Origin of the sequence: Bacteroides sp. CACC 737 (genome assembly GCF_013874375.1) — a bacterium.
Lineage (GTDB): Bacteria > Bacteroidota > Bacteroidia > Bacteroidales > Bacteroidaceae > Bacteroides > Bacteroides uniformis.
Genome location: NZ_CP059408.1, coordinates 1923530 through 1949083 on the forward strand (window position 1 = coordinate 1923530; position 25554 = coordinate 1949083).

Annotated in this window: 21 protein-coding genes; 6 read left to right on the top strand and 15 right to left on the bottom strand. The window is 49.9% G+C overall.

The window, feature by feature from the left end; genetic code table 11:
* Positions 1 to 22: 22 nt before the first annotated feature.
* The 5 genes from H1A11_RS08300 to H1A11_RS08320 are packed head-to-tail and all read left to right on the top strand — an operon-like array spanning position 23 to position 4519.
* Positions 23 to 1213, top strand: coding sequence for an 8-amino-7-oxononanoate synthase (locus H1A11_RS08300; RefSeq protein ID WP_181758008.1), 1191 nt, complete (start codon positions 23 to 25; stop codon positions 1211 to 1213).
* A gap of 6 nt (positions 1214 to 1219) precedes the next feature.
* Positions 1220 to 1909 carry a pimeloyl-ACP methyl esterase BioG family protein gene (locus tag H1A11_RS08305; protein ID WP_181758009.1) on the top strand — a complete coding sequence of 230 codons (690 nt, stop codon included), beginning with the start codon at positions 1220 to 1222 and terminating at the stop codon, positions 1907 to 1909.
* Positions 1894 to 2670 (top strand): malonyl-ACP O-methyltransferase BioC, encoded by a 777-nt coding sequence (gene bioC, locus H1A11_RS08310; RefSeq protein ID WP_117601233.1) that lies wholly within the window; start codon positions 1894 to 1896, stop codon positions 2668 to 2670. Before H1A11_RS08305 ends, bioC begins: the two co-directional genes overlap by 16 nt.
* Positions 2670 to 3317, top strand: coding sequence for a dethiobiotin synthase (bioD, locus tag H1A11_RS08315; protein WP_181758010.1), 648 nt, complete (start codon positions 2670 to 2672; stop codon positions 3315 to 3317). Before bioC ends, bioD begins: the two co-directional genes overlap by 1 nt.
* Before the next feature lie 29 nt (positions 3318 to 3346).
* Positions 3347 to 4519 carry a glycosyltransferase gene (locus H1A11_RS08320; protein WP_117601235.1) on the top strand — a complete coding sequence of 391 codons (1173 nt, stop codon included), beginning with the start codon at positions 3347 to 3349 and terminating at the stop codon, positions 4517 to 4519.
* A gap of 5 nt (positions 4520 to 4524) precedes the next feature.
* Here H1A11_RS08320 and H1A11_RS08325 read toward each other — a convergent pair whose 3' ends face one another.
* Both H1A11_RS08325 and H1A11_RS08330 read right to left on the bottom strand, forming a co-directional pair.
* Entirely contained in the window at positions 4525 to 5769 is a 1245-nt protein-coding gene (locus H1A11_RS08325) for an ABC transporter permease (protein ID WP_005837409.1), read from the bottom strand.
* A 99-nt stretch (positions 5770 to 5868) separates the two neighbouring features.
* Positions 5869 to 7068: a pyridoxal phosphate-dependent aminotransferase gene (locus tag H1A11_RS08330; protein WP_117601237.1), complete on the bottom strand. Its 1200-nt coding sequence runs from the start codon at positions 7066 to 7068 to the stop codon at positions 5869 to 5871.
* A gap of 261 nt (positions 7069 to 7329) precedes the next feature.
* Here H1A11_RS08330 and H1A11_RS08335 point away from each other — a divergent pair, with 261 nt between their 5' ends.
* Entirely contained in the window at positions 7330 to 8565 is a 1236-nt protein-coding gene (locus tag H1A11_RS08335; RefSeq protein WP_117601238.1) for a fucose isomerase, read from the top strand.
* Here H1A11_RS08335 and H1A11_RS08340 read toward each other — a convergent pair whose 3' ends face one another.
* The 13 genes from H1A11_RS08340 to H1A11_RS08400 all read right to left on the bottom strand — a co-directional run bounded on the left by H1A11_RS08340 (position 8566) and on the right by H1A11_RS08400 (position 25538).
* Positions 8566 to 11169, bottom strand: coding sequence for a PAS domain-containing sensor histidine kinase (locus H1A11_RS08340; protein WP_117601239.1), 2604 nt, complete (start codon positions 11167 to 11169; stop codon positions 8566 to 8568). It abuts the gene before it with no gap.
* Positions 11170 to 11263: 94 nt separating this feature from the next.
* Positions 11264 to 12511 carry an ABC transporter permease gene (locus tag H1A11_RS08345; protein WP_117601240.1) on the bottom strand — a complete coding sequence of 416 codons (1248 nt, stop codon included), beginning with the start codon at positions 12509 to 12511 and terminating at the stop codon, positions 11264 to 11266.
* Positions 12512 to 12550: 39 nt separating this feature from the next.
* The gene (locus H1A11_RS08350; protein WP_181758011.1) at positions 12551 to 13783 is read right to left on the bottom strand and encodes an ABC transporter permease; all 1233 of its coding nucleotides are present in this window, start codon (positions 13781 to 13783) and stop codon (positions 12551 to 12553) included.
* 6 nt (positions 13784 to 13789) lie between these two features.
* Complete coding sequence (locus tag H1A11_RS08355; RefSeq protein ID WP_117601242.1) at positions 13790 to 15058, bottom strand: ABC transporter permease; 1269 nt, start codon at positions 15056 to 15058, stop codon at positions 13790 to 13792.
* Between the two features lie 3 nt (positions 15059 to 15061).
* Positions 15062 to 16342: an ABC transporter permease gene (locus tag H1A11_RS08360; protein WP_119962128.1), complete on the bottom strand. Its 1281-nt coding sequence runs from the start codon at positions 16340 to 16342 to the stop codon at positions 15062 to 15064.
* Positions 16343 to 16367: 25 nt separating this feature from the next.
* Entirely contained in the window at positions 16368 to 17606 is a 1239-nt protein-coding gene (locus H1A11_RS08365; protein WP_119962129.1) for an ABC transporter permease, read from the bottom strand.
* A 33-nt stretch (positions 17607 to 17639) separates the two neighbouring features.
* Positions 17640 to 18935 carry an ABC transporter permease gene (locus tag H1A11_RS08370; protein WP_181758012.1) on the bottom strand — a complete coding sequence of 432 codons (1296 nt, stop codon included), beginning with the start codon at positions 18933 to 18935 and terminating at the stop codon, positions 17640 to 17642.
* A gap of 1 nt (position 18936) precedes the next feature.
* Positions 18937 to 19551, bottom strand: a complete 615-nt coding sequence (locus tag H1A11_RS08375) for a GIN domain-containing protein (RefSeq protein WP_117601246.1) — start codon at positions 19549 to 19551, stop codon at positions 18937 to 18939.
* A gap of 144 nt (positions 19552 to 19695) precedes the next feature.
* Complete coding sequence (locus H1A11_RS08380) at positions 19696 to 20958, bottom strand: FtsX-like permease family protein (protein WP_174646908.1); 1263 nt, start codon at positions 20956 to 20958, stop codon at positions 19696 to 19698.
* Positions 20959 to 20971: 13 nt separating this feature from the next.
* Positions 20972 to 22246: an ABC transporter permease gene (locus H1A11_RS08385; protein ID WP_117601248.1), complete on the bottom strand. Its 1275-nt coding sequence runs from the start codon at positions 22244 to 22246 to the stop codon at positions 20972 to 20974.
* A 50-nt stretch (positions 22247 to 22296) separates the two neighbouring features.
* Entirely contained in the window at positions 22297 to 22962 is a 666-nt protein-coding gene (locus H1A11_RS08390; RefSeq protein WP_117601249.1) for an ABC transporter ATP-binding protein, read from the bottom strand.
* A 261-nt stretch (positions 22963 to 23223) separates the two neighbouring features.
* Positions 23224 to 24471, bottom strand: a complete 1248-nt coding sequence (locus H1A11_RS08395) for an efflux RND transporter periplasmic adaptor subunit (protein ID WP_117601250.1) — start codon at positions 24469 to 24471, stop codon at positions 23224 to 23226.
* Between the two features lie 143 nt (positions 24472 to 24614).
* On the bottom strand, positions 24615 to 25538 hold the full coding sequence (locus H1A11_RS08400; protein WP_174646909.1) for a glucosaminidase domain-containing protein: 924 nt from the start codon (positions 25536 to 25538) through the stop codon (positions 24615 to 24617).
* Positions 25539 to 25554 lie beyond the last annotated feature (16 nt).

Genomic DNA, 25554 nt, shown 5'->3' on the forward strand with positions numbered 1-25554 from the left:
GAAATTATTATATCAAGAATTTATGAACGTAACTAACTATATGCAGCAAGAGCTGCAAACATTGAAAGAACACAGCAACCTGCGCCGCCTGCCGCAACTGACACACGAGGGGCGCACGGTTGTAGCCGATGGCCGGCATATGCTGAACCTTTCGTCCAACGACTATCTGGGTCTGGCTGCCGACCGCCAGCTAAAGGAAGAATTCCTGCAGGCACTGACACCGGACACCTTCCTGCCGACTTCCTCCTCCTCCCGCCTGCTGACGGGGAACTTCGGGATTTACGAAGAACTGGAGACGGAACTCGCCACACTTTTCGGTACAGAGACAGCACTGGTGCTCAATAGCGGCTATCATGCCAATATGGGGATTCTGCCCGCCGTGAGCGATGCACAAACCCTGATACTGGCAGACAAGCTGGTGCATGCCAGCATCATCGACGGCATCCGCCTATCCACCGCACGCTGCATCCGCTTCCGCCACAACGACCTGGTGCAACTGGAACGCCTGCTGGAACAACACCATGCAACATACCGGCAACTTATTATCGTCACAGAAAGCATCTTCAGCATGGACGGTGACCAAGCCGACCTCACGGCATTGGTGCGTTTGAAAAAAAGATACTCCAACGTACTGCTCTATGTGGACGAAGCCCATGCATTCGGCGTAAGGGGACCGCGCGGCCTGGGCTGCGCCGAAGAAACCGGATGCATCCGGGATATAGATTTCCTCGTGGGTACCTTCGGCAAGGCAGCGGCGTCTGCCGGCGCATACATCGCCTGCTGCCGGACGATACGCGAGTATCTCGTCAACCGGATGCGAACCCTCATCTTCACCACGGCATTACCTCCGACAAGTATTGCCTGGACACTGTTTATCGTGCGGAAACTTGCCGGAATGCAGGACCGCCGCGAGCATCTGGCAAGAATCGGCCGGACGCTGCGCGAAGCATTACAAGCCAAAGGGTACGGATGCCCCAGCGCAAGCCATATCGTCCCTCTGATTATCGGCCCCAGTGCCGACACTGTGCTGTGCGCAGAGTTGCTGCAGAGGCATGGGTTCTATGCACTGCCGGTACGCCCGCCCACGGTGCCCGAAGGAACATCACGCATCCGCTTCTCATTGACAGCGAACATACGGGAAGATGAGATTGGAGAACTGATCCCCCTTATTCCCCTAAAGGAAGAGAAGAACACTAACGCTATACGATTCTAAAAACAGATGAAACAAAGTTACATTATACACGAACATCATCCCCGGCTATTGCTGTTCTTTGCCGGCTGGGGAGCCGATGAGACTCCTTTCAAAATGTATCGTCCGGCAGCCAGCGACTTCATGGTGTGCTATGATTACCGCACACTGGATTTTGACGCCTCCGGACTGGAAAAATATCGCGAAATCAACCTCATCGGCTGGTCTATGGGGGTATGGGCGGCTTCGCAGACCATGCCACAGCTCTCATCGCCAGGTACGTCCGGCGAAGGTATCCATATGGCAAACAGCATCGCCATCAACGGAACACCCTACCCCATAGACCAGCATATGGGTATTCCACCCGCCATCTACCACGGGACATTGGACGGACTGACCGGGGCTTCACTGCACAAATTCCTCCGCCGCATGTGCGCCAGCGGAGCAGCCTTCAAAGCTTTCCTGGAAATCACTCCCCGCCGTCCGCTGGAAGAGTTGAGAGATGAGTTGACGGAGATTGAGAAGATGTACCACACACTGCCTGCTGCCACCTTCCACTGGCAGCAGGCAGTAACGGGAGGCAACGACCGCATCATTCCGCCAGCCAACCAGCTGCAAGCCTGGGAAACACTCGGCACCCCCGTGCTGCAAACGGAGGATGCCCACTATCAGGAAGAGTTATTCAGACATTACCTGCAAGACCTATGGACAAGCCACTGAACCCGATGGACAAACAACTGATAGCCTCCCGCTTTGCCAAAGCCCGGAATACCTATACCCGGGAGGCCCGCGTGCAGCAACAAGTCGCCGAGAAGATGATGCAGCTCATAAAGGAACCATACACACGTTTCCACCGTGTCGTAGAGTTTGGCTGCGGAACGGGAAGCTACTCGCGTATCCTCCTCCACACCTTGCAACCGGAAACCCTGCTGCTGAACGACTTGTGCCGGGAAATGGAAGAGTGCGTCAAGGAACTTTGCGACGGCACTACCGTGCAGTTCGTCCCCGGTGATGCCGAAGCCATCGACTTCCCCGGAGAAACCGACCTGATAACCTCGTGCTCCACCCTACAATGGTTCAACGACCCAGGTGCTTTCTTCACCCGCTGCCACCAAGCACTGGTGGCAGACGGCCTGCTTGCCTTCAGCACCTTCGGCGCCACAAACATGCACGAAATACGCCAACTGACTGGGCACGGGCTGGACTATCCCTCCATTAAGGAGCTGCAAGCCCTGCTGTCTCCCGGCTTCGATATTCTCCATGCCGAAGAAGAGGTGATATCCCTGCCCTTCCCCACTCCCCAGGCAGTGCTGAAGCATCTGAAGCAAACCGGAGTCACGGGTACGGAAAAAAGGATGTGGACGCGTGGCCGCCTGCAATCCTTCTGCGAAGAATACACAACCCGGTTCAGTGATGCCGCAGGCAACGTAAGCCTAACCTATCACCCTATTTATATCATCGCACGAAAAAAGACAAAATAATGGAAACAAAAAACATCTACTTCATCAGCGGCATTGATACAGATGCCGGAAAAAGCTATTGCACCGCCTGGTATGCCCGTGAGCTTATGCAACGCGGCCTGCGCGTCATCACCCAAAAGTTCATCCAGACCGGCAACACCGGCCATTCCGAGGACATCGACCTGCACCGCCGCCTCACCGGAACCGGCTACCTGCCGGAAGACAAAGAGGGGCTGACCATGCCCGAGATATTCTCCTACCCCTGCTCCCCCCACCTCGCCGCCCGCATAGACAAGCGCCCGATAGACTTCGAAAAAATAGAGCGTGCCACCAGGGAACTTTCCCACCGCTATGATACCGTGCTCGTAGAAGGAGCCGGAGGTCTGATGGTTCCCCTCACCGAAGATTTCCTGACGATAGACTACATTGTGGAAAAGCAGTACCCGCTTATCTTCGTCACCTCCGGAAAGCTGGGCAGCATCAACCACACCCTGCTGAGCTTCGAAGCCATCAAGAACCGGGGCATCGCACTCGATACGGTACTCTACAACCTCTATCCCACCGTGGAGGATAAGACTATCCAGGAAGACACGATGAAATACATCAAGCAGTATTTGTCCAAGCACTTTCCCGGAACAAAGTTTGAGGCAGTGCCGGAAATTGCGTAAATTTGCAGCACATAAACGTCCTACTGCACATGGAAGCATTTACATTAGATTCAACTGAAATTATCGTACTCGCCGTAGCGGGTGGTCTGTTCCTTATTCAAATTATCTACTACCTCTGTCTCTACAACCGTATTCATGCACGCCGCCGTGCCGTGAAGCAGGGAAACATGCACTTCACCCAGGAACTGCCCCCCATATCCGTCATCATCTGCGCCCGCGAGGAATCCGAAAATCTGCGCCGCAACCTGGGCGCCGTGCTGGAGCAGGACTATCCCCTATTTGAAGTCATCGTCATTAACGACGGCAACACTGATGAGAGCGAAGATTACCTGACCATCCTCGAGGAGAAATACCCCCATCTCTACCACAGCTTCGTGCCCGATTCCTCCCGCTACATCAGCCGTAAGAAGCTGGCTGTGACGCTTGGAATCAAGGCCAGCAAATATGAATGGCTGGTGTTTACCAATGCCAACTGCATGCCCCAAAGCAACCAATGGCTGCGACTGATGGCACGCAACTTCACATCACGTACCCAAGTGGTGCTAGGATACAGCGGCTACGAACGCGGCAAAGGCTGGCTGCACAAACGGGTGGCATTCGACAATCTGTTCACTTCCATGCGCTATCTGGGATTTGCCCTGGCAGGCAGCCCCTACATGGGCATCGGGCGTAACCTGGCCTACCGGAAGGAACTCTTCTACCAACAGAAAGGATTCTCCGCACACCTCAACCTGCAACGGGGAGACGACGATTTGTTCATCAACCACGTGGCTACCCCGGAGAACACGCGGGTAGAAACGGATGCCAATGCCATTGTACGCATGCAACCGCTTCTGCGTGCCAAGGACTGGAAAGAAGAGAAAATAGGTTACGCCTCCACAGCACGGCTGTATCATGGGATGCAACGCTGGCTGGCCGGTTTTGAGACCCTGACCCGCCTGGTATTCCACGCATCCTGGATAGCAGCGATGTTCATCGGCATTATGCACTTCCACTGGCTGGCAGCAGGCGTCGCTTGTCTTTTGTTCCTGTTCCGTTTCACCCTGCAGGCCGTCATTGTCAACAAGACCGCCCGCGACCTGGAAGAACAGCGTAGATATTACTTCACACTACCGGCTTTCGACCTATTGCAGCCGATACAGTCTTTACGTTGGAAATGGTACTGTCTGTTCCGCAAGAAAAGCGATTTTCTGAGAAAGTGATTCTCTTATTCGTAACGGATGGAAGTTGCCGGATGGATACGTGTAATCAGAAATGAAGGGCCCAACAACATCAGGACTGAAGCCAGCAATGTACCGGCATTCAGTAGCAGGAACAGCCAGATATTGAAAGATACCGGAACAGTAGCCATATAATAGGTCTCAGGGTCGAGCTTGAACAAGCCGGACCAGCGCTGCACAAAATAGAATGCAAGGCCGATTATGTTCCCCCAGAGCATGCCTTTCCCGATGAGGAAGACCGAAAACCAAAGGAAAACTTTACGAATAGTAAAGTTGTTGGCTCCCAAAGACTTCAACACGCCTATCATGGAGGTACGCTCTATGATGATAATCAGCAGGCCGGATACCATGGTGAACCCCGCCACTCCAATCATCAGAATGAGAATGACCCAGATGTTGACATCCAAGATGCCCAGCCAGGCAAAGATTTGAGGATTGAGCTGCTCTACATTGCGGACGCAATACTCGGCGCCATAACGGTCGGGATTCCCGTCCGTATCGGCAGCTACCTCATAGGTGGTTTCTTCCAGCTTGTCATAATCGCGTATTTCCAGCTCCACGCCACTCACCTGGTCCGGCTCCCAGTTGTTCAGGCGATTCACCAGGTAGAGGTCGGTAAGCAGGAATAGGTTGTCGTATTCAGAGAAGTTGGTTTGGTAGATACCTGCAATCTTCAGGCGGCGGGCACGCACATCGTCCTGGATGAAGTAGGTGTCTATCTTGTCACCGAGTTTCAATTGCAGCTTGTTGGCAAGAGACTTTGAGATGACTACGCGGTTGGACGAAGCAGAATCGCTGAATTGCGGAAACTCCCCCTCCAGCAAATGGCGGTGGAAAAAGGTGCTATCATACTCCTGCCCCACACCTTTCAGCACCATTCCCTGAAAGGCATCGGCGGTCTTTATCATCCCCGGCTTGGTGGAGTAGCGTTGTACATGCTTCACTTCGGGATAATCGGAAAGCGCAGCCATCATGCTGTCGCCCACCACCACCGGACGCGTCTCGTATGAGCGTGCAGCATCCAGGTTGCCTATCTGGATATGGGCACCGAAACCCACGATTTTATCCCTTACCTCGCTCTTGAAGCCGACAATGACGGACACGGCAATAATCATCACCGCCAGTCCGAGGGCAATGCCCACCATGGCAATAAGGACAGCCGGACGGGAAACTTGCTTGCCCGGCTCCGAGTTGCGATAAATGCGCAACGCTATAAAGCGAGATAGATTCATGGGCCATTATTTTTTAGGCGCAGATTACACGGAAGATTTGAAACAAACGTCTTTATCTTAAGTTTTCCGTGTAATCCGCGCCTAATGAATTATTTCATTTTATTCGGTTCGCCCCGGATAGGCTTCCAATGCTTTTTGCAGGATAAACAAGGCGCGGTTCAAGTCATCTTTCTTCAGTACGTATGCGATACGCACTTCGTTGCGACCAGAACCCGGCGTAGTATAGAAGCCGGACGCAGGCGCCATGAATACCGTCTGTCCCTCGTATTCAAACTCCGACAGGCACCAGGCACAGAACTTGTCCGAATCATCTACCGGCAGCTTTGCCACCGTATAGAACGCTCCCATCGGAATGGGCGAATATACGCCCGGTATGCGGTTCAATCCGTCAATCAGGCATTTACGGCGTTCTACATATTCATCGTATGTGTCGCGCAGATAATCCTCATCGGCATCCAGCGATGCTTCTGCGGCGATCTGGCCAATCAATGGAGGACTGAGACGCGCCTGGCAGAACTTCATGACAGCATCCCGGATTTCCTTGTTCTTCGTTATCAGGGCACCGATGCGGATACCGCACTCCGAATAGCGCTTGGACACGGAATCAATCAGCACCACATTGTTCTCAATGCCTTCCAGATGGCAGGCAGAGATATAGGGAGAACCCGTATAAATAAATTCACGGTACACCTCGTCCGAGAAGAGGAACAAATCGTACTTCTTCACAAGGTCGCGAATCTGGTTCATTTCACGGCGTGTATAGAGGTAACCCGTAGGATTGTTGGGATTGCAAATCAAAATGGCACGCGTGCGCTCGTTAATCAGCTCTTCGAACTTCTCTACCTTGGGCAACGAGAAACCCTCTTCGATGGTCGTGGCAATGGTGCGTATCTTAGCTCCGGCAGAGATGGCAAACGCCATATAATTGGCATAGGCCGGCTCGGGAACAATGATTTCATCACCCGGATTGAGGCAAGCCAGGAAAGAAAACAAGACCGCCTCCGAGCCGCCGGAAGTGATGATGATGTCGTCTGCAGTCAGATTGATATTGTACTTCGCATAGTAACCCACCAACTTCTCGCGGTAACTGCGATACCCCGCACTGGGACTGTATTCCAGAACTTTCCGGTCGATGTTCCGTATCGCTTCAATCGCGACTTCCGGAGTAGGCAGGTCGGGTTGTCCGATGTTCAGGTGGAATACATGTATGCCCCTCTGCTTGGCAGCATCTGCCAAAGGAGCCAGTTTTCTGATAGGAGATGCGGGCATCTCCATTCCGCGAATAGATATTGTTGGCATGAGGTTATTTACTATTTGACAATTTACAATTTACTATTTAATAGACTATTTATAAGTGATATTGCTATCACTTTATCATTAAAGTTGCAAATGTAGCGAATTATTTGAAACCAAAAGGAAGGCAAGACCATAAAAACTTTAAAAAACTTATCTATCGTAAAAACTCTATGATATGTAAACGGAAACTTGTATCTTTGAAAAAGCAAACGAACCAAGCTGGCTCAATTGTAAATAGTAAATAGTCAAATTGTAAATAACACCATGGTCATCAACCTTATAACTTTTGCTTCCATACTGCATAAACAAGCATCAGTCCGTAGCTCCCACGAAGTGATATTGACTGAATTGGAAAAATACTTTACCGTCAACTTCATTGATTACAAAGATATAGACAAGTTATCACCCGATGACTTCAGTATTATATTCATTGCCACCGGAGGTGTGGAACGGCTGGTAATCCAGCATTTCGAATCCCTTCCCCGCCCCGCCATCCTCCTGGCAGACGGCATGCAGAACTCACTGGCCGCCGCTCTCGAAATATCTTCCTGGCTGCGCGGCCGGGGAATGAAAAGCGAGATTCTTCACGGAGAGCTCCCCGAAACCATCAAGCGTATTTTTGTCCTGCACAGCAATTTCATGGCACAACGCAGCCTTTTCGGCATGCGCATCGGCGTAATGGGCACTCCGTCCAGTTGGCTCATTGCCAGCAATGTGGATTATCTGCTTGCCAAACGCCGCTGGGGTATCGAGTACACAGACGTCTCATTGGACCGCATTTATGAATACTACGGACAGATAACGGACGACGAGGTGGGCGAAGCATGCGCCGGACTGGCAGGAAAAGCGCTTGCCTGCCGAGAGGCAAGCCCCGAAGACATGATAAAGGCCATGCGGCTGTATCGAGCCATCAAGAGGATTGTAGAGGAAGAGCGACTGAGCGCCATTACCCTCAGCTGCTTCCGTCTGATAGACCAAACGGGAACCACCGGCTGCCTTGCCCTTGCCTTGCTGAACGACGAAGGAATCATTGCCGGATGTGAAGGCGATTTGCAATCCGTCTTCACCATGCTGGCCGTAAAAGTGCTGACAGGGAAGAACTCTTTCATGGCCAATCCTTCCATGATAAATGCCCGTACCAATGAAATCATATTGGCACATTGTACCATCGGTATCGCACAAACGGAGCAGTTCATCATACGCAACCATTTTGAGACGGAAATCGGCATCGGTATTCAGGGAATCCTGCCGACAGGAGATGTAACCATCGTGAAATGCGGGAACGAAAGTCTGGACGAATATTACCTGAGCACCGGCACGCTTGTTGAGAATACAAACTACATCAATATGTGCCGCACCCAAGTACGGATAAAAATGAACTCCCCTGCCGACTATTTCCTCAAGACACCGCTGGGCAACCACCACATCATGTTACACGGCAATTACGAGGATATATTGGAGGAGTTTCTGCAAGCCAATGCCTGCAAACGGATTGAATGATTATTCGTTCGCATCCGGTATCACCACCTCGAAACGCGTTCCTTTTCCCAACTCTGAGGAGACCGAGATAGAACCATGCAAGCGGTCTACGATGGTCTGGCAAATGCTCAGCCCCAAACCGGCACCCTGCGTAAAGCTGTCTTCTTTGTAGAAGCGTTCGAAGATATGTTTCTGGGCGTCTTCGGAGATACCGCTTCCCGTGTCTTCGACAAAGATGGTGGTATATCCTTCCCGGTTCGTGACGTAGCCGAAGGTGATGCTGCCCGTTACCGTGAATTTCTTGGCATTGTTTATCAGGTTGTTCACGACCTGCTTCAAGCGGACGGAATCGGTGATGACCAATTTGTCTTCCCCTTCCGGAATCTTTATACGTAGCTCTACATCCCGAGGCATACTCAGACGCTGGGATTCATGGACTTCCTGCATGATGAACGCCAGATTGAATGCTCCGAACTTAAAGTCCATCGTGCCCGATTCTATGCGCGAGAGGTCCAGAATATCGTTTATCAACGCCAACAGCAATGTACAGTTGATGTTGATTGTTTCGACGAACTGCTTTACCTCTTCCGGAGAAAAAGCGTCCAAATCCTTCAACAAATCCGAGAAGCCGACAATGGCATTCAAAGGGGTGCGTATCTCATGGCTCATATTGGCAAGAAACGCAGATTTGAGCTTGTCGGCCTGCAAGGCACGGTCACGTGCGGCAATCAAGGCCTCTTCCGTATCCTTGTAACGCTGGATGCTCTGGCATACTCCCAATACCATGTATGGGGTATCAACCGTCAGTCCGTCATAAGCGGTACTGCGGAACTCCCACCATTCATAGCTCCCATCCGCACTCTTCAACCGGAAACTCATCCGTGAATTGATTTCATTGCCCAACAGAATGGCATCAAAATTCCTGCGCGTATGCAGCAAGTCTTCCGGATGTATAAGGGTGTCCATCTCATCACGTGCCAGCAAGTCCGTATCACCGGTATACCCGAAACGGCGCAGCAATCCACCCGGGAAATGGAAACGGTTCATATGCATGTTGTACTGCCACGGATAAATGGAGCTTTCCTCCACCGCCATATTGAAGAAGCGTCTCTGCATCTCTTCTTCGGAGATATTGCGGCATACAATCGCCATTCCCGTCATCTTTTCATTGGCAAAGATAGGTACTACCTCGCCGGAAACGGGGAAATACGTTCCCTGATGGTTTTCCTGCATGAAGGCTTTCTCCGGAATAGAAATAGGTCTCTTTCCGGTACGTACTTTCTTCAACAAGTCCTGCAAGATGTTTTCTCCATTCATGTAAATCCTGAAAATGGAGCCGGCCATCTGCCCTTCATAGAAACGGGACGTATAGGTTTCGGAAGAAAGTCCCAGCATCTGTAACAACGGACGGTTGACAAAATGGATGCGCAGGTCGGTATCATACGTAATCAAGCCGTCGCGAATGGAACAGAAGATATTGTCGAACTCGTCGCGCTGCTCCACCAGGCGGTGCTGTATCAACAAGCGGGTCTGGGCATGTATGCGCTTACGCGACTCCCTGCGGTTGGCACGGAAAAGCCAGGCAACCAGCAGCACCAATGCCCCGACAATCAGCGAATAGAACAGAATGAACCAGACACGGTAACGCTCCATCAACGGTATATTCAAAATGATGCCCTTGCTCTCCGCACGGTTCGTGTCCACACGGAAAAACTGCAACTGTTTGTAATCGAACAGCAACTTGCCCCCAAAGTCCTTTACTCCCAATGAGGCGGGTGACTTGCCCTTCAAAATACTTGCAGCCTGCCGGCCGGCAGCAAAGGCATCCTCTCCGGGAACGGCATCATACACACACAGCACACCGTTCGTCATAGCCAGGTTCTGGCTGGTAAACACGGGAGCCTTCAACTTCAAGGAAAGAAAAGGAATCCATTTGGGAGCTATAACAATATGCTTGTAGGCATTGTAGTCATAGCAAATGGAAGTGATGATAGAGTTCAAGGACTTGGCCTGCACGTTCAGCACTTTCAACTCATGCTCCGGATAGTTGCTTTTTATGCGTTCCCAAGAGTCTTCCACAGCCCTGACCCCTTTAAGGCTCAGGAAACTGCTGTCGGACAGACAAACCAACTCCCTGCGGGAAGGGAACATACGGACAGCCGCATCCAGCAAGACATCGAAATCCGTTTTCGAAACATAGCCAGAGACGTTGGGCATTCTTTCAAAGACCCTCTCATCCGGGTATTTGATGCCCGAAACCACCACCGGTATCTGATAAGGCAGGGAATCACCGCAATGGGTCAATGTGAAGAAAGCCTCATCGCTGGAAGTCACAATCAAGTCCGTTTTCCGTTGCCTGGCACGCTGGCAAATGCGGCGCATGATGAAACATTCGGAAGCGAAAGACCAGTAATCGGCATTCAGATATTCGGTAATGATATTGGCTCTAACTCCCCCCTTTTTCAGTCCGTTCTCCAGATTTTCTGTCAGGAGGCTGTGCCAAGGAGTATTTTTTGTATAAGACTGTATGAAAAGTACATTGTACGTACGTTCCGCAGCCGAAAGTGTTCCCGACATCAACCACAACAAGCCTGCAAGCAATGGAAAGAAAAGGCGTTTCATCATAATATAGATTTTGTATACTCAACGCAAAAACTCTTATTCGTCACGCAAATATACAAGTTATATTGAGAATGAGTACAGATTACTCAAAAAAAACTCATTCATCATGCAATGCTTCGGCAGGCTGCACCTCCATGGCCCGTGAAGCCGGATACCAGATTCCTGCAATCACCATTAGTGCCATCAATACCCAGACAATAGAAACGCATATGACAAATCTCCCCCAAGTGGCATCCGTGGCTTCTGTAAAAGTGACATCTGCCATAACCATGTTAATACATATTATCAAAGCCGGGATAGAAGCAAGCGCCAACAGCAGCAACCCTTCACCCAGCAATTGCCAACGTATCCTTCCACGGCTGCTGCCCATGGCCATGCGCAAGGCAATCTCGCTGCGACGATGGCGGGTACGGAACCAGAAAGTTCCCATCAGCCCAATGAATACATTGAAAACGAAGAATATCACAATGAGCCTTGCACTACGGATATATGGGGTGATTCCTTCGGCAGCATCCCGTTCTATCTTCTGGTCCTTATAGCTCTGTATGTCGAAAAGATAGAATGGAGCGACCTGCAGCTGCGACGTCATATCCTGATAGAAACAGGCTGCAAAATTATCCGTATCTGCCTCCGGACGTATCCGTAGGGAGATGAACGGAAGGTACTGGGCCTCATAGAACCAACCAGGGAAAGGAGTCAGAACAAAAGGTCCGTAACGGGCGTAATCATCCGTCTTCTGCAAGGCACAGACTGCAGAGACACGGTAACGGAGACCTCCGCTGTAATAATCCAGGAACTCGCGGCCCACCGCCCCAGTACTTGTCTGAAAAAGGCTGTCTGCCAGATCACAGGTCACCACGGCAGGCAAAGGACTGGCAGTGGAATTCCAGTCTACGACATTCCCCTGCAACAACGGAATGCGCATGACGTCGAAATATTCTGGAGACACATAGCGTACTGTAGTCTCGACAACATGTACGCTGTCCGTCGTATACCCCTGGTAAACACGCCCGCGGGTATAGGTATCGGTACCCAACCACATGGCCGCACTCTCCACAGCAGGATATTGCCTGATACGCCGGAGCACCTCCTCCATCGGTTTGAACCAGAAGGTCTGCAGACTGTCTTCCGATGTGCACGGTACTATCTGTGTGGGGTTGCAGGAAATCCTTATCTTATAGACATGCTCCAAATCATACCCCTTAGGCTGCCGTTCTGCATGGGTAAAGCCATAGAGCACATCCACACAATACCACATCAATGTAAATACAATCAACAGCTCGGCAAACAGCCAGCCATTACTGCGGCGCTGGTTCCATATCTGATGTAAAATAGAATGTATCATACTCGTTACTGTTTTTTTAATTGGGATTCGTTTATCCGTTCATTCTCCACCAAGAACCTCGGCTATGGGACGGCGGGTGGCATGCCAGGCCGGAATAAACACAGAAAGCAGGTTGAACAACAGGCACACCACCAATACAGCCACGAAAACCGTGGGACGGAAGAAAAGCCAGACACTTACATCAAAATTCGTTCCGGGAGCGCCATAGCCAAGCATCCAATCCTTACCCAGCCATAGGAATATGCATGAAAAGAGAAAACCGAGCAATGCGCCGGCAAATGCCAAAGCCAGATTCTCACGGAGCAACTGCACCATTAAAGTAGAACGGCTGGCACCGTATGCTTTCCTTACCGCAAGCTCAGCCATGCGACGGGACATTTGCGAAGATATAAGTCCGCTGACATTGATAGCAGGTACAATCAGTAATATCAGACCCAGAATTATGCAGGTTACGGCAGGGCTCATCGTATCATTACGGAAGAACTGCCGTTCCGTATAAGTGCTGAGATCGGGAAGTTCCAGTTTATACTCAGTCAGTGTCTCGTTGAAGCGGGCAAGCGACTGTTCTATCTGCCGCTTGAGCTCCTCTCTACCGACACCGGGCCTGACAAGGGCCACAGCCTCGAAATCTCCCCGTAGCCCTTCACTGCCCAAATCGGAATTCCGGGTGGAATAAGGCATCCACAACTCTCCATAGGCAAATGTGAACAGAGAGCTCACATCTTTGGTGACCCCCACAATGCGTTTAGGGCGAAAGTTAACAAAATAATTCTTGCCAATGGCTGCTTCGGCAGACCCGAAAGCTTCGCGGGCAAGCTGTTCACCTATAACCACAACATCCCGGCAAGCATCGAACTCTTCGGTACTGAAAAGACGACCTGCCACAAGAGGGATGTCGTAGACACGCCAATAGTTCAAATCCACCTGACGAACCGTGCGGCGCATTCCCCGCGCTGGCGACTCCCCACAGTATCTAAGATAGGTAGGTCCCAGATAGGTGACAAGTTCTGCTCCCGGAAGTTCCTTAAAAATAGCGTTGACAGCCCGATAAGACATACCCGTATTGGAATTGCTGCGGTCGGACTTACGGTAAGAATATCCATAAGAAGAACATACCATACTACTGCGGTGCGACTCAGGAGCCAAGTCAGCCGTCTGGATGTCATACACCATGTAAATGACCATGACAAAGGTGATGCTCACTGCCGTACCGATGACGGAAACAGCACTGAAAAAGGGATTCTGGCGAATAAGAGCTAAAATTTGTTTCATAACTTTCTATTCATCATGTAATGCTTCGGCAGGCTGCACCTTCATGGCACCTCTTGCCGGATACCAAATACCTGCAACAATCATGACAGCCATAAGCGACCAGGTTGCCACAACAGCTGCCAGAAAACGCCCTCCGCCGAAAGGAAGTTTCTCAACATCCACCAACTCCGCCATTCCCACATTGAAGGCAATAATGACGGCAGGAACGGCTGCAAGGGTAAGCAGCAATATACCCTCCGACATCAGACGGAGGAAGACACCTTGACGCGAACTTCCCATAGCCATACGGAGTGCCACTTCACGGCGACGCTGCTGTGTACGGAACCAGAAAGTGCCGATAACGCCCAGAAAAATATTCATCAACAGAAAGCCGAGCACACAAAGCTGGGTTTTGGCTTCATTCATGTCCTCACGTTCGCATATCTCGCGCAAATCCTTGAAAGAAGTTACATCGAGCAGATAGAGATTCCCTACTTGATAGAGGCGGTCAGCATCCTCCATAAGCTTCTCCATAAAGCCGGAATCGGCATCAGGACGGACACGAAGACTGAGAGTGATGTATCGTGGATTTCCATATTCTTTCAGTCTGTCAAGGTTAAGATGCAAAGCTGCATAAGTACCTCCCCACTCTGAAGAAGTATAGAAGTGCGACCAACGTACGGGTGTGCCGACAGCCCCTACGCGGCACCGTTCATCACTACCGAAATTCAACAGTGTAAGTTCACGGTCTTGTAAAGAAGCTGCATTGTTCAGGTGCAATTCAGGATAGGCTGCAAAAAGATTGGAAGAAACGACCATATGGTCATCCCGTATGGCAGCGGCCATGTGGGTCAACATCTCCTCATCCGAGCTACCATAACGGAACACACGGAAAAAATCAGGTTCCACCCAAAGCAGATGAACATTCTCCGATATAGTATCCAGCCCCAGATTGAGACCGTTGCTACCGTCATTATAAGGAAAGCAATTCTGAGAAAGTGCCACAGCTTCCACACCTGGACGATGCCTCAAACGTTCGGCAAGTTCCACAAGATGCCGCATATCATCGTCCTTGGTCAAATCGAAATTATAAGCAGTAGACTTGAGAGTAAGCTTACTGACTGCAATATTATAGCAATGTTCCGTATCAAAACCCATCGGGGCATTGTAAACACGAAGAGTAACCAGTGTCCAGTCCACAATGTACCAAAGCACCACAAAGACCAGCAGCAGTTCCGTAAAAAGGAAAAGGCTGGAACGCCATTCATTCTTAATCTGAACCAATATATTCTTCATATGTCATTCCCCCCTCTGATTGATTGCATCCACTATATTCATCCTCGAAGCCCTCCATGCCGGGATACCGGCTGAAAGCAAATTCATCAGCAAACAGAAACCGAAAGCCGACAGAAAAGCCCATGGAGAAAGTAACATGCCAGGTGTCAGTGAAGTGTCTCCATTTAAATAGGCATTGGCGCTATTGCCAAAGAGGAAGCCGTTCAATAAAAAAGTAGCACCGTAACTCAAAGCCAGCCCCAGCATACCCGCCAACAGAGAGAGCAGCAGGTTTTCGAAAAACACCTGTCTTACCAGTTCACTACCCGTAGCGCCGAAAGCTTTGCGTACCCCGATTTCACTCATACGCTTCCGCATCCGCGAGAGGGTCATGGAAGAAAGGTTGATGGCAGGCACCAGTAGCAAGATGGTGATGACAAGCGCGTAACGCAAAACAATTCCCTTCATATCCGGCAAATGGTCCCATTTACGATACAGATTGGCAAACACCCCATCGGGTTGGTCACGATAAAAGGTTTCCGCTTCGGATAGACCGGCGTTATACGCAAGGCGCAATCTCTCCGCCTCTTCACGAATAGCCGGAAAATCGGCCGACGAATGTGCTAATATCACAGCCTTCATCTGCCCCATCGTATTTTCCCACCAGGCAAAACCGGCAGCATCGGTCGAATTATAAGGTACCCACACTTGCCCGTATGCTGAAGTGGCAAGCATGGAAACATCGGCCACGACACCTGAAACCCGGTAATCCACATGATTCAGTTGCAATGTCTGCCCCGTTGCCTCCGTAGTGCCGAACAACCGACGCGCCACGGTAGCCGAGATAACGGCACAAGGTATTCCGGCATCGCTGTCTGCCTTGCTGAAACCTTTACCACTCAAAAAACGGAAACGGAAGATGTGCCAGAACTGTTCGTCCGTCTGCACCATATCCGCTGTCAGCTTTGCTCCAGCGGGCAACGACACACGCACTTTTTCCGGTAAAGATATAAGCGTGACGGCCTCTGCCGTAGAAAGCTGTTTAAAACATCCCTTACCCGTCTGTACAGACATGTGCCCATATGCCCCATGGTCAGTTCCTTTATACCTTACTGCCATGGTAGAAACATAAAGCGAACGCGAGCGGTTTATCTCCGGCTCACAATCTACCATACGTACTTGCAGGGTGATGACAAGCACCATAATCATGCAAATGGCAAGAGCGGTACCTATCACGGACACCCAAGTGATAATGGGATTCTCCCGCAAATGGTAGAAAGCTTGCTGAAAGTAGAGACGTATCATAAATAATTAAAAATTGAAAATTAAATTATTCGTCGTGCAGAGCTTCGGCGGGCTGTACCTTCATCGCCTTGCGGGCGGGGATGCCGATGCCGATAATAATCATGAGGGCTATCAACACAAAGCTGATCGCGGCACAGAGCAGCAGACGGCCCCACTCCAATGTCGTACCGTTCCTCCAGGAGTTCAATTCCAGATTCGCCAGATTATAGTCGATGAGCAATGCAACAGGAGTGACAATTGCCAACAATAATATCCCTTCACTAAGCAGCCGGCTGAAGATGGCACGGTCTGTCGCTCCATGCGCTTTGTGCAGCGCTATTTCCGAACGGCGTTGCTGCGTACGGAACCAGAATGTTCCGAGCAAGCCGAGGAAGATGTTCAGCAGCAGGAATCCCATACCCATCACATAGTTACGGATATCATTGGTCCATGCCTGCTGGAAGTTGCGGCGGATGTCCTTGAAAGAACGTATCTCCGAAATGAAGATGTTACCTACGCGAAACTGGCTCTCACTGTCTGCCTTCAACCTCTCAATGAAGTCATTGTCCTGCCCTTCACGGACACGGACACAAAGTTCGAGACCGACATAGTAGAAATTCTGCTTCACCATCATGGAATATGAGCTTCGTGCCTGGTCGTAATCGTGATAGCGTACATCTTGCAATGCGGCACCCAGCCGGTAGGTCTTCGTTGTGTCCCCAAAGAGATGGAACCGCTGGCCCACAAAGTCGGTCATCCTACGGTCATACTTACTAAAAAGGTTGTCCGAAGCCATGAAATCCCCGCGTTCCAACATTTCAGCCAATTGTTCGGGTGTCTCGCCACGCGTGCCCCGATAGCGAAATACACGGGGAAAATCCGGTGTCACCAACCTCCGGATAGTCCAACCGGGAGAACGCAACGTATCGTAGCTCACTTCAGCGCTTGAATTGCTTCCATTGTAAGGGTACGAATTCTGTGAAAGGCTCACCGCCTCTATCTCTGGCCGGTGGCGCAGACGCTCCAGCAACTTGGCTATGTCATCGTGGGTCTGCTGAGAGGTATGCCCGGCTATGTAGTCGGGGCTTTTGGGTGTCAGTTCACCCAACTCGATGAGGTAACAATGCTCGATATCAAAGCCTTTCGGCTCCAGGTAGGTAGCGGCGCGAGTATAGAGATAGTCCACCACGTACCACATCACTACGCTCACCACCAGCAGCTCCAGCACCAACCATAGGTTTGAGAGCCATTCATTCTTTATCTGTATAAGAAGTTTCTTAGTCATTTTCTTCAGCGATTAATGTTTAGTGACACGGGATTATTTATGCAAGCGTCCACCCAATGCATTTACAATGCCTACCCTCGATGCACGCCATGCGGGAATACCGGAACTCAATAAGTTCAGCACAAAGCAGAACAGCAGTGCCCAGCCAAAAGTAGAGCCATGCAGCAATATACTTGCATCCACGGCGGGAGGGCTCAGCGTCTGGCTGAATTCCTGGGCAAACAGCAGGGTATTTCCCAAATAAGCAAACACGACGCTCAGTAACAATCCCAGAATCCCTGCCAACAGTGTCACCACCAAATTCTCTGCAATGATTTGCCTCATCAGTTCCAGTCTTGTTGAACCGAATGCCCGGCGTACACCGATCTCAGCCACACGCTGGCGCAAACGGCTCTGTGTCATCGAGCTGAGGTTGATGGCAGGAACAATCAGTAGGATGATGAAGATAATGAGGCGCTGTCTGCGCGCCTGGTCCACGTCCGGTTCGATGTTGGCAGCCATGCCCGCGGCACTCTTCTCCTGGTCGTAGGGACGGTTGCGGTAAATCAACGAATAACCGTTCTCACCGATTATCGTGTTGTACTCCTGACGGCGGCGCTCCGTTTCCTCGCGGATGGCTGGAAAATCTTCGCGGCTTTTTGCCAGGATGGTGACGCTCATCATCCCCATGTGTTCGTCGCTCCAGGTATCCTTCGTTATCTCAGTAGAGGTATAGGGTACCCATACCTGCGCGTAAGCTGTGTTGGCTAAAGTAGAAACATCCTTCACTACGCCGGCCACTGTATAAGGAGCATGGTTCAAGAGGAATTCACGGCCCACGGCCTCCGTTGTCTGGAATAGCCGGCGCGCCACACTTTCCGTAATCACTGCCACGGGCAGTCCGGCGTCGAACGTAGCCCGGTCATAGGCCTTTCCTGCAACAAACGAAAAATCGAATACATGCCAAAAGGTATCATCTGTCTGCAACAAATCGATACCCGTTGCAGGTTGTCCCGGCAGATTCACGGGGGTAGAAACCACCATGCAGGTATAAATCGTTACCGTTTCCGGTGTCTTCAGCGATTTAAAGCACTCGAGCGCCGTCTTTATACCCATCGGTCCGTTGCTGGTTCCATCGCCCCAACTCTTGTTGGTAATGCTCATATAATGGGCGTGCAGAAAGCGGTCACGGTTACTTTCAGGGGCAAACGGGGCCACCTTCACCTGCTGCATCATCACCACCAGCATGATGAGGAAGATGGCAAGTGCCGTACCGGCTATGGTGACGGCACTAATCATCGGTTGCTGCCGCAACTGTGCCCAAGCTTGTGTGAAAAATTGCTTTATCATCTCAACGGCCTATTTTCAAATTATCAGTATTTACCTCGCCTATGCCTCCTTTAGAAATGTCAGCATGCCCGGCAGTTCCACTCAAAGTAATTTCACCGACTCCACCTACTTTGGCAGAGAGATAATCGCAAACTACATGGATGTCGGCACTGCCCACACCACGTAAAGCCACCCTCAGGTCACGGCAAGTCAAATCCTTCACATGTACATCACCCACGCCTTTCACTTCAAACTCCAGCTTATCCAGTTTCAAGGGTTCCTCACAGTTGAATTCACCCACACCGATAAATTCCACCATCTTTAAGTCCGGAGCCGAGAGACGGATGGTAACACCGTCATTTTGGTTGCGCACCTTCTTATCCTTGAAGCCGATGGTGAGATGACCATCCTTCACTGTGCTCTCCGTATTCTTCACGTACTTCTCCCGTCCTTCAATCTGTAGGGAGTAACTGTCGCTCTGTGTGAAATAAACCGTACCCACAGAAGTTATCCTGATGGATGAGAATGCCTCCACCTTACGTACTTCACTCACTTTGTTATCTTGTCCCCATGCACAAATTACGCCTGCAAATGCCAATGCCAATGCGATGATAACACCTATAATATTTGTCTTCATATTCTTGCTTATTTATTACGATGATTACTTACTCAAAAAACAGATAATATATTTAGTACGAACGGATGATATATTTGCCCCAAACAAGTGATGTGTTCGATACAAACAGATGATACGTTCTTTTTTATCGTTGATATTATTTTCTTATTCTTCATGTAACGCCTCTGCCGGCTCTATCTTCATGGCTTGCCGGGCCGGATACCAAATACCCATCATCACCATCAGTGCTATCAACAGCCAAGCACCTAATGAGCCTATCAGGAAACGTATCATGCTCCACTCTACCGGCCAGGTCGCAATCAATGCAGTACGTCCAATGGTGAATTCGCCGACACCTACGTTGTAACATACCAGCATAGCAGGCAAAGTAACCAATGCCAACAGCAGTAACCCCTCCCCCATAAGAAGGGAAAAAACCTGATGCTTGGTACTACCCATAGCCAACCGTAAGGCTATTTCCGAGCGACGACGGCGCGTACGAACCCAGAAAGTGCCTATCAGCCCCAAAAAGACATTACCCAAAAGGAACAATACCACTATTGTCTGACTATTCACTTTGTCCGTATCTCCATACATCACTTCAAACTGTGCCTGCATTTGCGTGTAAGGTTCCGCATCGGCAACAAATATATTGTCCGTATCCAGCCTCGGTGCTATCTCGCGGAGAAATTGTTCCCGATAGTCCGGTCCGTCGGCTGCAGGCTTTACACGGAAAACTATCTGTGCCTGCTGACTGCCGAATTCCTCACGCATAAGTTGCTCGCCCAGGCGCATAAAAATCCAATGAGCGTCATTACCATAGCGGTAATCGCGGAAACTGCCGACAATGCCACCTTGAGTAACAGTATTCGCAGTATCTCCACGCCATTTCATCGGTGTGTTGAGTGAAAATTCCGGTAGCCGTTCCTTGAAGGCATCGGCAATAGCCTGACTCAACATCACATTATTGATGCCGATAGGCAAAGCGGCAAAAGTCCGTCCTTGTTCCTCCTGCATATGGAAAACCCGGGTATATCCACCGGTAGCATAAATCATACGCCCGTTCTGCCCGATGGTATCTTGTACAGCCAGCGAGTTATAACTATTTGCGCCACTCATAGGCAAACTCCAATAACTCAATGAAGCGGCCTCTACAGTCGGTTCTTGTTCCAGCCTTTTCAGGATATTCAGATACTTGTCGGCATCGAGCAATGCAGTATCACGACTCTCGCCTCCCTGAACCGTAGTAAGACGATAAACATGGTCGATATCATATCCCAACGGACGATAGAAAGTATATTTCATACATCCCAGAGAGTCGCAAAGAAACCACATCACGATGAATACCAAAAAAAGTTCGGCCAAGACCCACCCACTATTGCTCAGGCGTGCCCATATCATGCGTAAGTTGTGTAAAATGAATTTCATAATACTTCTTGTTTTATTTATCGTTCAGTGAATCTACAATTGTCCGTCTTGCTGCCATCCATGCAGGCAGTCCGGCACTAAGCGTATTGATGACCACGCAGAAAGCAAAAGCCAGCAGAAATACCCAGGGACTGAACAATGCCTCCATGCTCAAGCTAAAGTCACCGGCTGTACCGACATTCTGGCTATTGGTAAAAAGCCAGGTACGCATTCCCCATACAGCTACGTAGCTGAACAATAATCCTACCACACCACCAAGCAGTGTCAGTACCAGGTTCTCATTCAGAATTTGGCGTATCAGTACACCGCGCGTTCCTCCGAAGGCCTTACGTACCCCAAGCTCCGAGGTACGCTGCTGCATCCGGCTGTTACTCAGCCCGCACAAATTGAGCGACGGCACCAACAGAATGATGAACAATGCAATGGCATATTGCAGGTATAGCATCGTCACATCCGGTCCTACGTTAGCCCATACATGGTTCACATGCGCCACGATGTCATCCGGTTGCTCCATGATGTCTATCTGCATATCTCCCAATCCTGCATTGACAGCCTCTATCCGTTTGGCAATACCTTGACTGATAGCCGGAAAATCGTCGGATGTACGTGCCAGCACAGCAATATGAACACTACCACCATAACTCCATACCGAAGTCACTTCCAACTTATCGGCCGGATACATACTCCATACTTGTGCGTAAGCATCCTTTGCGGTGACAGAAACATCCTTTACCACTCCTATCACACGCGCCGGTTCGCGGTTCAACAATAACTGCTGTCCCACCGCATCTGTCGTACCAAACAGTTTCCGTGCCACAGAAGCACAAACCACAACAGCCTTTGTACCTCCTGCACGATCCTCTTCGCCAAAACCGTGTCCTGCCATGAACTGCAGGCTGAATACCTTCCAAAAGCCCTGATCGGTCTGCATAGCATCCACCTTTACCCGGTTGCTACCATCTGTAAGAGACACCAAAGCGGCACTGGCCGGAACAAAAGCAGTACAAGCTTCCACTTCGGATAACGGCTGTATACATTCTTTCATAAATGCCGGTGAAGGAGTATTATAGTTTTGTACCCCCTCCTCTGTCTTGCTGCTTATATGCATGGCAGAAAAGTAAAGGCACCGGCTACGGTTCACTTCCGGTTCCAAATCGGCATACTTCGTTTGCCAAATAATCACAATAGCCATAATCATGGTAATGGCAAACGCCGTACCCAGTATGGAAATTGTACTCAGCAGCGGATTCTGCTTCAAGATAGTAAAAGCTTGTCTTACGGTTTGCATTTCATTTATTGATAGTTGATAATTAATAGTTGATAGTTTCTAAGCAGTAATTATTCCACCTGACGTCCGTCGAAGAAGCGGATGGTACGCGAGGTCTGTTTGGCCTGCTCTTCATTGTGAGTCACCATCACAATGGTACGTCCGTCTTCCTTGTTCAGCTGATGCAACAGCTCCATGACTTCGGCACCCATTTTGGAGTCCAAATTACCGGTAGGCTCATCGGCGAGGATTATCTCCGGATTGCCGATGATGGCGCGGGCAATGGCTACACGCTGGCACTGTCCACCGGAGAGCTGTGTAGGCATGTGGCGCATGCGGTGGCTCAAACCGACCTTCTTCAACACCTCTTCCGCCAGACGACGGCGTTCTTTGGCAGACACCTTTCTATACAGCAAAGGCAGCTCCACATTATCCAATACATTCAGCGAGTTAATCAGATGGAAAGACTGAAACACAAAACCCAGCTTCTGGTTACGGAAAGCAGCCAGCTCCTTGTCCTTCATGCCGTCCACTTTCGTACCGGCTATTTCGATGGTACCGCTGGTGGGTGCATCCAGTAAACCCATAATGTTCAGCAACGTAGATTTTCCGCAACCGGAAGGTCCCATGATACTGAGAAATTCTCCCTTGTTCACTTCGAGGTTTACATTTTCCAATGCCACGGTTTCAATCTCGTTTGTACGATAAATCTTGTTGATGCCAGTTAACTTAATCATAATGGTAAGTATTTAATTGTTATTATTCTGTTCTGTTTCTATTCCGCACAATTTCTGCTTCAAGAGGTCAAAAGTTGTACCAAAATCGTTTATTATTGATTATCTGCTATTTATACATGCAGTAAGGTGTCCGAAAATGAACACCTTGTCCGTTTTCATCTATCCGTCACGCAGGGCTTCCGTAGGTGGAATGCGACTGATACTGCGCGCCACAGTTTGTTCTGCTTCAACAGTTCCCAGACTTATTTAAGTAAGACTTTATCATTTCAATTTCAACTTATTCTTGTTCTTATAGTTACTCATATCACTCACCACCACTTCATCACCCGGTTGCAAGCCACTGACCACTTCTACAAACTCAAAGTTGGAATCGCCCAACTGCACCTTGCGCTTTACGATTTCCTTATCGGAATTGCGTACAAAAAGTTCATACTCCCCACGTCCCACATAATAGCTGGCATTGGCTATGCGCATCACGTCTTCCTTCACCGCATTCATCACGTACACATCTGTCTTCAGACCGGAACGGAGACGGCGGTTATTATCTTCATTCAACTGCACGGTAAAGGATATTACACCATTCTTTGAAAGCGGAGTAACACTGCTTACGGAACCTTCCAACTTTTCGCTGCCAATCTTCACAATGGCCTTGCCGCCGGCAGCCACACGGTCACCGTAAGTATCGGCAATCTCGCCTTCCACCTTGAAGTGGCTCAAGTCGGAGATGACGGCAATCTGGGTCCCTTCAGGAACCTGAGCTCCAATCTGATTGTTGATATAAGTAAGGATGGCCTTCCGGGGCGAACGCACCTGCGCGTCATCGAGCGTACGTTTGGTTTCGGCCAGTGTCTTCTGGAACATGCTGAAATCCAATTCCTGCACTTGGTATTCCGCAGCCAACACTTCCTTCTCGTTGGCATACTGCTGCTGTAATTGCTCGTATTCCAGTTGTGCAACGTTGTAGCTCAGTTCGGCTTGGCGCACTTTGTCGGTGGTGCCGGAACCGAGGCTATCGAGGTACTGCTCGTTGCGCAGCTCCACCTTCATGCGGTCAAGCTTCATGGCGGAGACTTTGATTTTCATCTGAAGGTCGGTCAGCTTGGTTTGATTGTCAAGTTTCAGCTGCTTTAGCTTGTAGCTGCGCATCTGCTCTTCGTCCAGCATCTTCTTGTAGTCGGTTTCGGCACTCTGTAAGTCCAGTTTCAGGATAGGAGTACCGACATCCACACTATCGCCACCTTTTCTGTACACCTCCAAAATGCGGGTATTGATGGGCGAGTTGATAATTTCCTCGAATGCCGGAACCACCTTGCCGGAGGCGCTGACACTGACTTCAATCGTGCCCTTGCCTACTTTGGAGAACACAAGATCTTTCTCTTTCACTCCCGCACGCATCAATGAAATGAGTACACTGACCACTACGATACCTGCCACGCCGATAGCACCGTAGCGGATAATTTTCTTATTGCGTTCTTTATTACGCACTTCTTTCGGAATTTCTCTATCCATATCTTTAAATTTTATTGTTTGCGAACATAACGCTTAATATATACTAAATTCATGCCAAAATCATAACCCACTGAAAGTAAGCGAAAAGACAAAAAAGAAGGGTGTCCGTTTTCGGACACCCTGTACATTTTCGGATAGATTCTTTATCTTAATCTCAAACGGTCGCCAATCTCCGGCACGTATTCCGCATCCTTGCGATTCATCTTATAAAGGTTCTTCAGACGAATGCCGTACTTTTGGGAAATGGAGTGCATGGAATCACCATCCTTCACAATGTAGACAGTATGGGGTTTAGCGGCTTTCTTACGCTTTTCTTTCAAGTAGATGATGTCTCCCGCCTCCAGTGTGTATTCTTTATGGAGGTCGTTGTATTTCACCAGTTTCTTCCAGCTGATGTCAAACTCCTTGCCCAAGATCTTGAAGGTGTCTCCATCACGTGCCACAACATAAGCTATATCGTTGGCAATGTATACCTGATGCGGATTGGCCAGCCAGGGCTTCTTTTTCAGTTCCTTCTCCCAATTGCGGGCATCGCGCTTGCTCATGCCACGACTGTCGTACTTATACAGTTCATAATCCTCGATGATGGTTATCAGGCGGTTGGCATACGACGGGTCGGTAGCGTAGCCGGCTTTCTTCAAGCCGCGCGCCCACCCCTTATAGTCCGTAATCTTCAGCTTGAAAAGAAAGGCATAACGTGCTCCCCGTTTCAGGAAATCGGAATGGTCTTCATAAGAGTCTTTCGGATTGCGATAAGCGCGGAAACATTCATTGCGGGCATCGTCATCATGCCTCACTGTCCGTCCGCGCCAGTTACCTCCGCACTTGATGCCGAAGTGGTTGTTGCTTTTGCGCGCCAGCGCGCTGTATCCGGCACCGCTCTCCAACAGCCCTTGGGCCAGCGTGATGCTGGCAGGTATCTTATGACGCTGCATCTGCTCCACGGCAAGGGGGGCATACTGTTTGATATACTCATTGTAGCGAGCATTCCGGCGTTGTGCCTGCACTGTTGTAATGGAAATTAAAAGAAATGCTATGATAGCAGTCAGTCTGAAAATCCGTTTCATGCTTAAAATGTTGAGT